The organism is Neptunitalea lumnitzerae, from assembly GCF_027924185.1.
GTDB classification, from domain to species: domain Bacteria; phylum Bacteroidota; class Bacteroidia; order Flavobacteriales; family Flavobacteriaceae; genus Neptunitalea; species Neptunitalea lumnitzerae.
This window is the reverse complement of record NZ_BRVO01000002.1, coordinates 845,994-859,841: the sequence shown is the minus strand read 5'-3', so window position 1 is coordinate 859,841 and position 13,848 is coordinate 845,994. Positions and strand designations below refer to the sequence as shown.

The 13,848-nt window shown below is 33.9% G+C and carries 13 protein-coding genes; 3 read left to right on the top strand and 10 right to left on the bottom strand.

The window, feature by feature from the left end; all coding sequences use genetic code 11:
- Positions 1-82: 82 nt before the first annotated feature.
- Positions 83-742 carry a peptidoglycan-binding protein LysM gene (locus tag Y10_RS10990; protein WP_281765437.1) on the top strand — a complete coding sequence of 220 codons (660 nt, stop codon included), beginning with the start codon at positions 83-85 and terminating at the stop codon, positions 740-742.
- A gap of 60 nt (positions 743-802) precedes the next feature.
- On the opposite strand, the gene Y10_RS10985 is transcribed toward Y10_RS10990, so the two are convergent.
- Complete coding sequence (locus Y10_RS10985; protein ID WP_281765436.1) at positions 803-1,687, bottom strand: aldose 1-epimerase family protein; 885 nt, start codon at positions 1,685-1,687, stop codon at positions 803-805.
- A 93-nt stretch (positions 1,688-1,780) separates the two neighbouring features.
- Between Y10_RS10985 and Y10_RS10980 the strand changes: the two genes are divergently transcribed.
- Complete coding sequence (locus Y10_RS10980; RefSeq protein ID WP_281765435.1) at positions 1,781-2,317, top strand: NADPH-dependent FMN reductase; 537 nt, start codon at positions 1,781-1,783, stop codon at positions 2,315-2,317.
- A gap of 46 nt (positions 2,318-2,363) precedes the next feature.
- Here the strand turns inward: Y10_RS10980 and Y10_RS10975 are convergent, their stop codons facing one another.
- The 4 genes from Y10_RS10975 to Y10_RS10960 form a co-directional block, all read right to left on the bottom strand.
- Complete coding sequence (locus Y10_RS10975) at positions 2,364-3,914, bottom strand: T9SS type A sorting domain-containing protein (protein ID WP_281765434.1); 1,551 nt, start codon at positions 3,912-3,914, stop codon at positions 2,364-2,366.
- A gap of 156 nt (positions 3,915-4,070) precedes the next feature.
- Positions 4,071-5,423 (bottom strand): DEAD/DEAH box helicase, encoded by a 1,353-nt coding sequence (locus Y10_RS10970; protein WP_281765433.1) that lies wholly within the window; start codon positions 5,421-5,423, stop codon positions 4,071-4,073.
- 33 nt (positions 5,424-5,456) lie between these two features.
- Positions 5,457-5,822, bottom strand: a complete 366-nt coding sequence (locus Y10_RS10965; protein WP_281765432.1) for a DUF779 domain-containing protein — start codon at positions 5,820-5,822, stop codon at positions 5,457-5,459.
- Between the two features lie 69 nt (positions 5,823-5,891).
- Positions 5,892-7,418, bottom strand: coding sequence for an aldehyde dehydrogenase family protein (locus Y10_RS10960; RefSeq protein WP_281765431.1), 1,527 nt, complete (start codon positions 7,416-7,418; stop codon positions 5,892-5,894).
- Between the two features lie 165 nt (positions 7,419-7,583).
- Between Y10_RS10960 and Y10_RS10955 the strand changes: the two genes are divergently transcribed.
- Entirely contained in the window at positions 7,584-8,441 is an 858-nt protein-coding gene (locus tag Y10_RS10955) for an AraC family transcriptional regulator (RefSeq protein WP_309297834.1), read from the top strand.
- Here the strand turns inward: Y10_RS10955 and Y10_RS10950 are convergent.
- The 5 genes from Y10_RS10950 to Y10_RS10930 all read right to left on the bottom strand — a co-directional run bounded on the left by Y10_RS10950 (position 8,436) and on the right by Y10_RS10930 (position 13,839).
- Positions 8,436-9,626, bottom strand: coding sequence for a heparan-alpha-glucosaminide N-acetyltransferase domain-containing protein (locus Y10_RS10950; RefSeq protein ID WP_281765429.1), 1,191 nt, complete (start codon positions 9,624-9,626; stop codon positions 8,436-8,438). The genes Y10_RS10955 and Y10_RS10950 overlap by 6 nt on opposite strands.
- Before the next feature lie 125 nt (positions 9,627-9,751).
- Positions 9,752-11,038, bottom strand: coding sequence for an argininosuccinate lyase (gene argH / locus Y10_RS10945; RefSeq protein ID WP_281765428.1), 1,287 nt, complete (start codon positions 11,036-11,038; stop codon positions 9,752-9,754).
- A gap of 5 nt (positions 11,039-11,043) precedes the next feature.
- Positions 11,044-12,111: a M20 family metallo-hydrolase gene (locus Y10_RS10940; protein WP_281765427.1), complete on the bottom strand. Its 1,068-nt coding sequence runs from the start codon at positions 12,109-12,111 to the stop codon at positions 11,044-11,046.
- Positions 12,108-12,884, bottom strand: coding sequence for an acetylglutamate kinase (gene argB / locus Y10_RS10935; RefSeq protein ID WP_281765426.1), 777 nt, complete (start codon positions 12,882-12,884; stop codon positions 12,108-12,110). The genes Y10_RS10940 and argB overlap by 4 nt, the downstream gene beginning before the upstream one ends.
- Before the next feature lie 4 nt (positions 12,885-12,888).
- A complete protein-coding gene (locus Y10_RS10930) occupies positions 12,889-13,839 on the bottom strand; it encodes an N-acetylornithine carbamoyltransferase (protein ID WP_281765425.1) in 951 nt (316 codons plus the stop codon).
- Positions 13,840-13,848 lie beyond the last annotated feature (9 nt).

The following is a 13,848-nucleotide window of genomic DNA, read 5'->3' as shown; positions in this document are numbered from 1 at the left end:
CCAAATTTCTGAGTGGAGAAATTGAGAGTTTTTCAATGTTTTTCGGTCATGTTTTTGACAACATTCAGAGAAATTAAATTGAATGAAAAAGAATGCAGTTAAAATTATTCTGTCATTAGTATTTGTAGGGTTTTTATATTTTGGATACAGTTCTAGCAGAACCCAAACATATAGAAAACCATTGGTTAAAGTTCAAAAAGTAATAGACGATTCTTTAGCCATTAAGATTGTTCATCCAAAACCTCTTGCTGATTTAGAGGACTTGGAAATTATAAAACCTCCTTATACAGGAAAGTCTTTTACAGGTTTTAAAGAAGCTTTAGGGTATAAGGAATCTCGAGGAAATTATTTCGTAACCAATCAGTTAGGTTATCTAGGTAAGTATCAATTTGGTAGAAATACGTTAAAGGCGTTTGGTATTTATGATACTCAAAAGTTCTTAAACGATCCTGAACTTCAAGAAAAAGTACTTATTGCGTATATGTCTCGTAACAAGGCTATACTGCGAAAAGAAATTAGCAAGTACGCAGGAAAAACCATAAACGGAGTTAACGTAACCGAATCTGGTATTTTAGCAGCGGCTCATTTAGGAGGAGCTGGTAATGTGAAGAAGTTTTTAAAATCTTCAGGTAGAAATGTTTTTAGAGATGCAAACGGAACTTCTATTAAGTTTTATATGAAGAAGTTTGCAGGTTATGATGTCTCTTTTATCAAAGCCAATAGAAGAGCTAAAGTATTATAAGCTTATTTTATTTTAAATACAGAAAGCCGAAAGAAGTTTGTTTCTTTCGGCTTTTATATTTTAATGAATCTGAATGTAATAACTAGCTTCATATTCTTTCTGAGGCTCTAATTGTAGATTCCCCTCCTTTTTGGTAAAATCTCCATCAGTATCAGAGGCATCTGTAACACCTAACCAGGGCTCTATACAAACAAAATCCCCTGATGGTTTTGCCCAAACACCTAAATAATTAAAGTCATCAAAAATTACGGTAATTACTTCTCCTTTGGTTTCATGGCACAAACTTACTTTTCTAGACACAAGATCTTTTAAAATCAGTGCATCATCTTTAAAAAGGTCGTGCTGTAGCCTTAGTATTTTATCATTTTGAAGTAACGGAGCTGTTTTACCAGACTGCAATCCTTCTTTGTCTAATAAATGCGTATCACAAGTTTCTTCAGTTTCAAAAGAAAGTAGGTAATCATCGTAATTTTCAGCATCGGTTAAAGGGCATTTAAAGGCTGGGTGTCCTCCTAAAGAGAATAACATGGTTTCATCACCCAAGTTTTTAACTGCGTGATATACTTTTAGTGTTTTCTCTTCTAATGAAAAAGTAACAGTAAAATCAAACTTAAACGGATAGATAGCTAAGGTGTCTTCAGAGTAAGTATATCTAAAACTAATAGCACTATCTGAATGATCTTCTACTTTTAAGTTTTCGTTGTGTCTAATAAACCCATGCTTTGGGGTATAATATTTTTTTCCTTCGTAGGTAAAATGCTTGTCTTTTAAGCTGCCTATTATAGGGAATAGAACAGGAGCATGGCTACTCCAAACATCAGGGTTTGCATCCCACATATATTCGGTGCCATTTTGGTCTGTAATGCTACAAATTTCTGCACCTTCTGTTTTAATAGTTACAGTAAGGTACTTGTTAGAAATTGAAAGCTTTTTTGGAATCTTCATAAGATAAACGGTCTAATATAAAATCGGTAATTTACTATAGTTATTGTAGATATAAGCCTAATAACGTATATCTTTAAATAAAATTAGTAAAAAATGAAAAAAATAATTGCTTTTGCAGGAAGTAATTCTTCAAAATCTATCAACTACCAGTTAATAAAATATACGGCTTCATTAATAGAAGAGGCAGAGGTAGATGCACTTGATATGAGTGGAATTGCTTTTCCCATATATAGTGAAGATATTGAACGTACAGAAGGTTTTAAAAACTCATTAGTAGAGTTAATTAATTATATAAAACAAGCAGATGGTTTAATAATCTCTGTAAATGAGCATAATGGTACTATGTCTGCCTATTTTAAAAATTTGATAGACTGGATGTCTCGTTTTAATGCCAAATTTTTAGAAGGTAAGAAAGTATTTTTAATGAGTACTTCTAATGGTAAATTAGGCGGTAAAAGATCTTTAGAAGCAGTTAAGTTAATACTACCTTTTTTTGGAGCAGAAATTATTACAACGTTTTCTTTACCACAATATAATGAGCATTTTTCTCCTGAAAAGGGTATTACTGAAGACAACTTCAAAAAAATGCATCAGGAAAGTTTGCAACAGTTCTTAGCATCTTTAGCATAAAAAAAAGGCATCTTTATGATGCCTTTTTTTAAGTTATTCTCTAGTATTATTTTACTAATAGTTTTTGGTTGGTAGCGGTACCTCCTGCCGTTACTTTTATAATATATAAACCGCTTTGTAGGCTATTTACATTAATGCGGCTTGTTTTGTTAGACGTTTTAATAATCGGTAATTCTATTATTTTACCGTTTAGAGTATAAACAGTTACCGCATCTATAGGTGTTTTAGATGTAATGGTAACCAATGTGGTAGCAGGGTTAGGGTATATTTCAAAACCAGCAGTTGCAACACTGTTTATATCTAATGCTACAGCAGCTTCTAAATAGTCTCTAAGTCCGTTATTATTGGTATCGTCATCACCTGGATAACTATTATTATTATAATCTTCATTAATGGTTAGTACACCGTCATTATAATCATCGTCATCTAAATAGTTGGCAATAGAATCACCATCGGTATCATCGTCATCTAGATTTCCATTGCCATTTAAATCTTCAATAACATCTGGTATTCCATCATTATCAGAGTCTTGACAATCAATTTGTTCAATCACAAAATCATATTGAGACTGGCAATTACTATTGTTAGTTACAATTACCGAATAATTACCTGGAGTATAAATATCTAAAGAAGCAGTTGTTTGTGGTAATGTAGTACCTTCTTGATACCATTCAAAAGTATAGTCTGTTTCTGGTAAATTTACTTCTAGGTTGGTAGCGGTACCATCATTACAAATAAACGGAGCACCTGCAAAAGTTATGAATGGGCTAGGGTTAACAATTAAGTCAAATGTGGTAACATTAAATTCGTTATTTAATGACTCTGTTCTTACGTAAATTGTTTGAATGTATGGAATAACATTATAATAGCTTGTAGGTAAAACATTTACTGCTGCCATAGCATCATTTTCTGTAGCATAGTAAGATATGTTTAGTGATGTAGGTAAATTTCCGTTTAGTAGTAACGTTTCATTGTCAGTTAAATCAAATAGCGCAATACCATCGGCTATATCATCGTCACATACTGTTAAATCAGGCAGGTCACAATTTATAGAATACACCCATGAATTAAACGTTCTGCTACAACCAGTGATGTTATCTGTCATAACTACAGAATAATGTCCGGGTATTTGCGCTAGCAATGTACTTGAGGTTTCACTCTGTATATAATCTCCCCAATACCATTCATAAGAATAGTTTCCGTTATCTACAACTGTATTGATTTGATACGGAAATGCATCTGAACAAACAACAGCATCGTGTATATCCATTTGTGGAGCTTGATTTACGATAATTGAGAATAATTGTACCTCATAAATACCTGAGCTATTTTCTTCTTTTCTTGCATAAATGGTTTGTGGGTTCGTTTCATTCATGTAGGCGGTAGGGTCGTATATGAAATTAACACCTGTATCTGCATCAGTAAAACTGGTGTAATAGGTAATGCTGTAATCATTAGGATTGTCTCCAGACAAAAAGATATCATTGTTAATGGTAAGGTTAAATGTACCAATATCTTGATACGGATAGTCATCACAAATTATCAAGTCATCTAGTTGCGCATAGCTAAGGCTAAAACAACTAATAAATAAAAACAAAAGCGTAATTTTTTTTATAGCAGCATTTATTTGTTATGCATCCATAATATAGTTTTTTACGCGCTTTGTTTTTTGTTTTTCATGTTAAATGATTCTTGGATTAACGTATTATAAAAAATGCTTAACCTCTAAATTGTGGAAATAAAAAAGGAGACCTTAGCGTCTCCTTTTCTTTTTATTAGCATTTTTATCACCTCTTGTTTTAGGCTTTTTATATTTTTTAGCTAGTTCTCTTCGGTAAGAACCTCCCTGATTTACTTTCTTATTTTTCTCTTTCTTTTCATGAAAAGCAGGCCCTCTTTCTTCTTCATCAACTCTAATAGGGTTATTACGTTCTCTTACCTTTGTTCGTTCTTCTGGTAATAGCTGCTCGTTTATTTCTATATACTCAGGCGTTTCTATAAAGTTAATCTTCTTCTGCATTAAATCTTCTATAGCCTCCACATATTCCACTTCTTTTGGGGTAGATAGTAAAATAGATTTACCTTCTTTTTCAGCCCTACCAGTTCTACCAATTCTATGGATATAATTTTCAGGGTATTCCGGTACATCTATACTAATTACATGTGATAGTTCTTCAAAATCTAAACCACGTGCAATAATATCACTTGCCACCAAAATACGTTTCTTAGCATTGTCAAAATCTTCAATAGCTCTTAAACGGTAGTTTTGTGTTTTATTAGAGTGAATAATAGCACATTGCCCCATAAAGATGTCTTCTAATTTTTCAAAAAGAATATCAGCTTTCTTTTTGTCTGGAGAAAAGATAACCACCTTAGAAAACGTTTGTTTATCTTTTAGTAGATCGGCTATTAAATTTATTTTGGTATAGAAGTTTGGTACTTCGTAACGGGTTTGTTCAATGTTTTCTAGTGGAGTACCAGAAGCGGCTACCGATATTTTTTCAGGAAACATGAAAAAGTCGGTAATTAAATCATCTACTTCTGTAGTCATAGTAGCAGAGAACATAATATTTTGACGTCTTTCTGGAAGTAAATCAAAGATATTCATTAGTTGAAATCTAAAACCTAAGTCTAACATTACATCTACCTCATCTATCACTAGTTTCTGAATAGATTTTAAGCTGAGCATTCTGCTAATAGCTAAATCATATAAACGTCCTGGAGTAGCAACAATAATATCTTGTCCTTCTTGAACTAATGCTATATGGGTATTCATGTTAACACCACCATATACGCCAGCAATACGCACATTCATATAAGCGGTAAGCTTTTCAATAGCTTCTACTACCTGAACAACCAATTCTCTGGTAGGTACTAAAATTAAAATACGTGGGGCTTGTTGTTTAGAGAATTTAAGTTCTCTTAATAAAGGAAGTAAGTAGGCAAATGTTTTACCCGTTCCTGTTTGGGCAATACCAACAATATCTTTACCCGATAGTATTACCGGAAAAGCTTCTTCTTGAATAGGAGTAGGGGTAGTATACCCTAAGTCTTCTATTGCATTATGTAAAAATTTGGTGAGATTTAAATCTTCAAACGTACCCATTGCATATAAATTTATGCAAAGGTAACCTTTTTATCAAATGTTTAGTGCTTCTCTTTCTTCTTGGGTAAGTAATCTTGATTGTATGATGAAACGTACCCCCATAGGAATTTCTAAAGAAAAGCTTGAACCACGGCCGGAAACCACATCTAAAGTTAGGTGAGTATGTTTCCAATATTCGTATTGATCTTTGCTCATCCAGAATTCAACACCCTCAATTTCGCCTAGCTTTATATCGGATCCTCCAATTTTAAAATCATCAATAGTAAAACACATGGGCTGAGACCCATCACAACATCCGCCACTTTGGTGAAACATAATAGCTCCATAACGGTCTTTTAGTTCTGCTATTAATTTTAAAGCTTTATCTGTAGCACTTATTTTTTCTATTTGCTTCTCCATTCTATCTTTCTTTTGAAATTAAAAAAGGGCAGACCGAAGAATCTGCCCTTACATTTGCCCAACTAAAATTTAAAAGAATCCAAGCTTATTCTTGTCATAAGAAATAAGCATGTTTTTAGTTTGTCTGTAGTGATCTAACATCATTTTATGGGTTTCTCTACCATAACCGGATTTTTTGTATCCTCCAAATGGTGCATGTGCAGGGTAGGAGTGGTAATTATTTACCCAAACTCTACCGGCAAGTATTTCACGGGGTACTTGATACATTTCATGAGCATCTCTTGTCCAAACTCCGGCACCTAAACCGTATAAGGTGTCGTTAGCTATTTCTAATGCTTCTTCAGTTGTTTTAAAAGTAGTCACGGCAACTACTGGCCCAAAAATTTCTTCTTGGAATACGCGCATTTTATTATGTCCTTTAAAAATAGTTGGTTGAATGTAGTAACCATCTTCAAATTCACCTCCTAAATGGTTTTCATCTCCACCACATAATACTTCGGCACCTTCTTCTTTACCAATTTTTAGGTACGACATAATTTTTTCTTTCTGATCGTTACTAGCCTGTGCACCCATCATAGTAGCTGGGTCTAGTGGGTTACCACATACAATAGCTTTGGTTCTTGCAACCACACGCTCCATAAATTTATCGTAAATATCTTCATGTACTAGCATACGTGACGGACACGTACATACCTCACCTTGGTTTAAGGCAAACATCACTGCACCTTCAACTGCTTTGTCAAAGAATTCATCATCTGCATCTCCAACAGATTTAAAGAAGATATTTGGTGATTTGCCTCCTAATTCCATGGTAGATGGAATAATGTTTTCTGAAGCATATTGCATAATTAATCTACCTGTAGTGGTTTCACCTGTAAATGCTACTTTGGCAATTCTTGGAGATCTTGCTAAAGGCTTACCAGCTTCTACACCAAAACCATTTATAATGTTAATTACACCTGGCGGTAGCACATCTTGAATTAATTCCATAAGTACCATAATAGAGGTAGGGGTTTGCTCTGCTGCTTTTACTACCGTTACATTACCGGCAGCAATTGCTGGAGCCATTTTCCATGTAGCCATTAAAAGCGGAAAGTTCCACGGAATAATTTGTCCAACTACACCAAGAGGCTCGTGCAATGCAATACTTACCATGTTTTGGTCTAGTTCGGCAATGGTACTTTCTTCTCCTCTAATAACCCCTGCAAAGTATCTAAAGTGATCAACACATAAAGGTAAGTCGGCGTTGAGGGTTTCTCTAATTGCTTTTCCATTATCAATAGTCTCTACAGTTGCCAGATATTCTAGGTTTTGTTCCATTACATCGGCTATTTTAAGAAGTACCGCACTTCTTTCAGTTGCAGAGGTCTTACTCCATGTTTTATAAGCCTCGTGTGCTGCGTCTAAAGCTAACTCTACATCTTCTTCAGTAGACCTTGCTACTTTAGAGATAAGTTTGCCATTAATAGGAGAAGTATTATCAAAATATTCACCTTTTACAGGTGCTACCCATTTACCACCAATGAAATTATCGTATTTTTCTTTGAAAGAAACTTCTTTCCCAACAAAAGGAAAGGATTGCGTTATAGTATCCATAATTATTGTTTGATTTTGATTACAGTGTTAAAATTCGTTATTAATTTACTTAAAAAATTGAACATTTGTATTTTTTTGTAGTACATTAGTATGATTTTGATAAAATAGGATGTTTTGAATGACAAATTGATAAAACATAGAAGTCTTAGAAAAATTGAGACTTTAGTGGAAAATAGAACGGTTTACAGTACTGATTTCGCGGAATTAAATATTTATGAAACTCGGCAGAAAGCTGAAAATGTTTATTTGGAATTTAGTTATCCTATTATAGCAAGCATGATTTCAGGAAAAAAAATTATGCACTTAGATCATATGAAGCAATTTGATTTTCTTCCTGGAGAGTCTGTGGTGCTTCCTGCAAATGAAAAAATGATTATAGATTTTCCTACGGCAACGTTGGAGCAACCTACAGAATGTTTGGCTTTGGGCATTGCAGCCGATAAAATAAAAGAAACCGTTGACTTTTTTAATGATAAAACGCGTATAGAATTTGAAAATGATACTTTTCAGTTAGAAGATGCGGCTATTCATTTAAATCATAACCGTAATTTACAGGCGTTGGTAGATAGACTAACGCTTACTTTTGTTGAAGGTAGCAAGGCTAAAGATGTTTTATTAGACTTAATGATAAAAGAACTTATTATTAGATTATTGCAAACAAAAGCAAGGGTGTTGCTTTTAAATGATACCGATAAATTATTAGATGATAATAGGATTGCTTTTGTGGTAAAATATATAAGAGAACACCTAACTGAAGATATTAATGTAGATAAACTAGCGGATAAGGCTTGTATGAGTAAATCTAGCTTTTTTAAAACCTTTAAAAATACCTTGGGTGAAACTCCTATAGATTATTTGAATACTGAGCGTATAAAGTTAGCTAAAAACCTAATTAGAAACTCTAATGATAAATTAAGAGAAATAGCTTTTCAATCTGGTTTTAATAATGTTAGTTATTTTAACCGACAATTTAAGAAAATAGAAAAAATTACACCTAAGCAGTATAGATCCTTGTTATCATGAGTTTCGGTAGGTAGAAAGTAATGAGTCTACTTTTTGCTTTATTTTAATGCCTAAATTAATAAGTAAATAATACCCTCCAATAATCCAAAGCATTACTTCTTGCTTGGCAATGGCTACTTTTTCATCAAAATCAGGTTTGTATAAGTTGTATTTAAAAGAAATAAATACATTGGTAATAACAAACAAAATAGCTCCTGGTACCACAATGTATGGATGTAGTTGATGGTTAAAGTATTTATATAAGCCCAAACCTGTAAAACTACCGTACAAAAGCATGAAGTGAATTATATAAATAGAAAGTGTATTTTGACCTATTTCTCTAATTTTTCTGGAGGTAATAACATTTTGCAATATCATAAAAATAGCAAAGCTTAATAATACATTACCAAGTCTTGCAAAAAGATAGTTGTTACTATAAATATTATGAAATAAACTAATGTTTGTCCACTCATACATTTTATTGAAAAACGGAGAACTACCAAATAATAAAGCAAGCCCAGTAATTAAAGTGATTACCACAGCATAGCTATACATGTTTTTACGTTCTTTAAAGTAATTAAATACATAGCCCATGAATGAACCAAAAGCTGCATATCCAAACCAAGGGAAAATAGTAAATACAGAACCATTGGCTTTTGTAAAATAGTTAGCAAACATTTTAGGTAAATAGTCAAAACTTAATTTTGAATAAATAGGCTCAAATGCAAATAAAAATACCGTTGCACTTAATAACATCAGTGGCATTACCCATTTAGGAGCTTTTAACGTAAGTAAGTATACCGTAATAATTAGCATTAAAGAAATACCAATACACTGTAATACATCTACCATATAAAAACCATCGTAAATGCGCCCCATTAGTAGCCCAGCCATATTAGTTCTAAGGGCATAACCTACTAGAACTAACGTAATACCTCTTCTTATACCTTTACTAACACGAATGTTATTCCACCCAGTATGTACAGTATCTTTAATTAATAAATACGTAAATATAAAACCGGACACAGTAAAGAAAGTAGGTGCTGTAATACCTCTAAAATATAACCACACCGAATAGAATATATTGTTAGGATCTCTAAACTCATGGCCTAACAAACTATCTGTAAAATGCCCTTGAAGCATCATGCAAATAGCAAAAGCCCTGATAAGATCAATAAAATATAATCTAAAAGAAGACGGTTTCATAGGTGTGTTAATTTTTCCCAAAAGTATATAAAAAAAGGATAGCTTTTAAAAGTAGCTATCCTAATTTTTAGGACATTGGTTATTAATATCATTTTATTAATATGAAACCTTTAAAATTTTGAAAATCATAATTTTAAGACGGATTCCATTTTGTTTTGAATAGCTTCTAAACATAGATTTCCTATACTACCTTCGTGGGTGTGATGAACATTCTTGTTGGGTGTAAAAGCACCTTCTTGAATATCCATACCTATTTTTTTATAGGCATCTCTAAACGGCATGCCGTCTTGTACTAGCTTGTTTAAAGTGTCTACGCTAAACAAATAATCATACTTAGGGTCTTCTAAAATATGGGTATTTACTTTTATATCTTTTAATGTAAAGGTAGCCATTTCAATACATGATTTTAACTCTTGTATCGCGGGTACTATAAGCTCTTTCGAAAGCTGTAAATCTCTATGATAACCACTTGGTAAATTAGTAGTTAATAGTGCCAGTTGCTGAGGTAAACCTTGTAGCACATTACACTTGCCTCTAATAAGTTCAAATACATCTGGGTTTTTCTTGTGGGGCATAATACTACTTCCGGTAGTAAGCTCATCAGGAAAACCAATAAAATTAAAATTCTGACTCATATATAGGCAGATATCCATACTCATTTTGGCAAGTGTAGCAGCTATACTACTAATGGCAAAGGCAGTACTTTTTTCAGACTTACCTCTGCTCATTTGAGCTGCTACCACATTGTATTTCATAGTAGCAAAATCTAGTTCTTGCGTGGTAAACGTTCTGTTGATATCAAAAGAACTACCATAACCGGCAGCACTACCCAAAGGGTTTTGGTCTACTATTTTGTAAGCTGCATTTAAAAAATACACATCGTCTATCAAACTTTCGGCGTAGGCAGAAAACCATAAACCAAATGAAGAAGGCATTGCTACTTGTAAATGGGTATATCCAGGTATAAGAATATCTTTATAGGTTTCGGCATGATTGATAAGCAAATCAAACAGCTCTTTTACTTGTTGTTTAATCTCCTTTATTTCTTCTTTAAGATACAAGTGAACTGCTACTAAAACCTGATCGTTTCTGGAGCGTGCCGTATGTATTTTTTTTCCGGTATCTCCTAGTTTTTCAACTAATAGAAACTCAATTTTAGAATGCATGTCTTCAAAGCTATCTTCAATGGTAAATGTTCCATTGTCAATTGTCGTAGCTATTTCGTCTAAGGCCAAGATAACATCCAGTGTTTCCTTGGTTGTTAAGATGCCAATATTCCCCAACATCTTAGCATGCGCTTTAGATGCTTGCACGTCGTATTTGGCTAATAACAAATCTAATTGTCTGTCATTACCAACGGTAAAATGATCTATTTTTTTATCGGTACTAAAACCTTTGTCCCAAAGTTTCATAATAATTACTGTAAAAAGGTGCTTAAAATTTTAATGTAAAGATCAATTCCCTCTTCAATTTCTTGAAGATAAATAAATTCATCGGCTGAGTGCGATCGGGTAGAATCTCCAGGACCTAATTTTAAGGATTGGCATGATAATACCGATTGATCTGAAAGGGTAGGAGAGCCATAGGTTGCTCTGCCTAAACCTATACCAGCTTTTACCAAATCATGATTTTTATCTATAGAAGACGAATTTAGTCTTAGTGATCTTGCTTTTACCTCACATGGTGCTTCAGTAGCTAAGATTTCTGCTATCTCTGCGTTGGTATATTTATCGTTAACTCTAACATCTATTACCAATTGTACTTCTGCCGGAACTACATTGTGCTGTTTCCCAGCGTTTATTTGTGTAACGGTGAGTTTTACTTCTCCTAATACCTCAGATACTTTTTCAAACTTCTTTTGCTCAAACCATTTTAAGACCTCTATAGAATTATAGATAGCATTGTCATTGTTAGGATGTGCAGCATGGCTAGGGGTTCCTTTTACCACGGCATCAAATACCACCAATCCTTTTTCTGCTATGGCCAAATTCATTAATGTAGGTTCTCCTACAATGGCTACATCAATTTTAGGTAAATGAGTCAACATGCTGTTTAACCCGTTAGCACCTGAGCTTTCTTCTTCGGCTGATGCTACTAGTACAATGTTGTGCGATAAATTTTCTTTTTCGTAGAAATGTATAAAGGAGGCTAGTAAGCTAACCAAGCATCCTCCTGCATCGTTACTTCCTAGTCCGTATAATTTACCATCTTCTTCAATAGCTTTAAACGGATCTTTGGTATAACCTGAATTTGGCTTTACGGTATCATGGTGTGAGTTTAACAATAATAATGGTTTGCCATCTTCATAATGTTTATTAAACGCATAAATATTATGTTGCTTGCGTTGAAAAGGAATACCGAATTGGGTAAGCCAGTTTTCAATAAGGGCAGCAGTACCTTCTTCTTCCGATGAAAATGAAGGTGTTTCTATGAGTTGCCTCAGCAGCTCGGTGGCTTTTTCGGTTAAATGTTCCTGAGTTATCATAACGTAATTGTGGTGTGTTTTTGTTGGCTGTTTTCTACAATCATTTTGGTGTTACCAATGCAAACCTTTTTTACATTTTGTTTTAAGGCTTCAAAGGCATTGTGTAGTTTAGGAATCATTCCGTCACTTACTACTTTTTCTTCTAACAGCGTCGGGTAATTTTGAGTGTTTATATGTTCAATTACAGAATCATCATCATTAATATCTCTCATTACCCCATTTTTCTCAAAACAATAGTACAGAGCAGTATCGTATAAATTGCTCATACCTACTGCAATGGTAGCGGCTATGGTATCTGCATTTGTATTAAAAAGCTGTCCGTTACCATCATGGGTGATCGCACAGAAAACTGGCGTTAATCCATTTTTTAATAAGGCATCAATGGTTTGTTCGCTTATACCGGTAACATCGCCCACATAACCGTAATCAATAGTTTTAACTGGGCGTTTAATAGCCTGTATGACATTACCATCTGCACCAGACAAACCAATAGCGTTACAGCCATTTCCTTGTAATTTGGCAACAATATTTTTATTAGCAAAACCACCATATACCATGGTGATTACTTTTAGAGTTTCAGCATCAGTAATACGGCGACCTTCTACCATAGTAGTTTCAATTCCCATTTTTTTAGCTAATTGTGTGGCTAACTTACCACCACCATGCACCAAAATTTTAGGTCCTTTAACTGCTGCAAAATCGGTAATGAAGGCTTCCAGAGCCGTTTCATTTTCTATAACGTTTCCACCTATTTTAATGACTTTTAGTTCCATAAGCTTATTTTAAATGCTCTAAAATTCTTTTTAAAACTACCTGTGCTGAATAGGTACGGTTGTTAGCTTGTTCAATAACCACCGAAGCATCACTATCTAATATTTCATCGGCTACAATTACATTTCTACGTACCGGAAGGCAGTGCATAAACTTAGCGTTATTGGTAACAGCCATTTGTTTATTAGTGATTGTCCAGTTTGGGTCGTTATTCACTACTTTTCCATAGTCCTTGTAATTACTCCAATTTTTCACATAGATGAAATCGGCATCTTTAAAAGCTTCTTCCTGATTGTACACAATAGGCGTATCCTTGGTCACCTCCGGATTAAGTTCATAGCCTTCCGGATGGGTAATCACAAAGTCAACATCCATACGTTGCATTATTTTAGTAAACGAATTAGCCACCGCATGGGGTAGTGCTTTAGGATGCGGAGCCCAACTTAAAACCACTTTTGGTTTAGCCGTTTTTTTAAGTTCGGTAATGGTAATAGCATCTGCTAAAGCCTGTAAAGGGTGCGCCGTAGCACTTTCCATATTCACAATAGGAATGCTACCATATTTTTTAAAATTATTCAGTACATGTTCCGATAAGTCCTTCTCTTTATCTGTTAAAGTAGGGAAGGCGCGTATGGCAACTATATTACAATATTGAGAAATTACAGCAGCAGCTTCTTTGATGTGTTCAGAAGTACTACCATCCATAACGGTACCATCTTCAAACTCTATAGCCCAAGCATCTGCACCAAAATTCATAACAATACAATGCATACCTAATTGCTGAGCAGCCTTTTGTGTACTCAATCTAGTACGTAGACTAGAATTAAAAAACAATAGTCCGATAGTTTTATGTTTGCCTAATGCTTCAAAAGCATACGGGGCTTTTTTTAGTGCAATAGCTTCCTCTATAAGTTCAGGGAGATTATCAATATCAGGTATGTCTAAATATTCTTTCATTTTGTATGG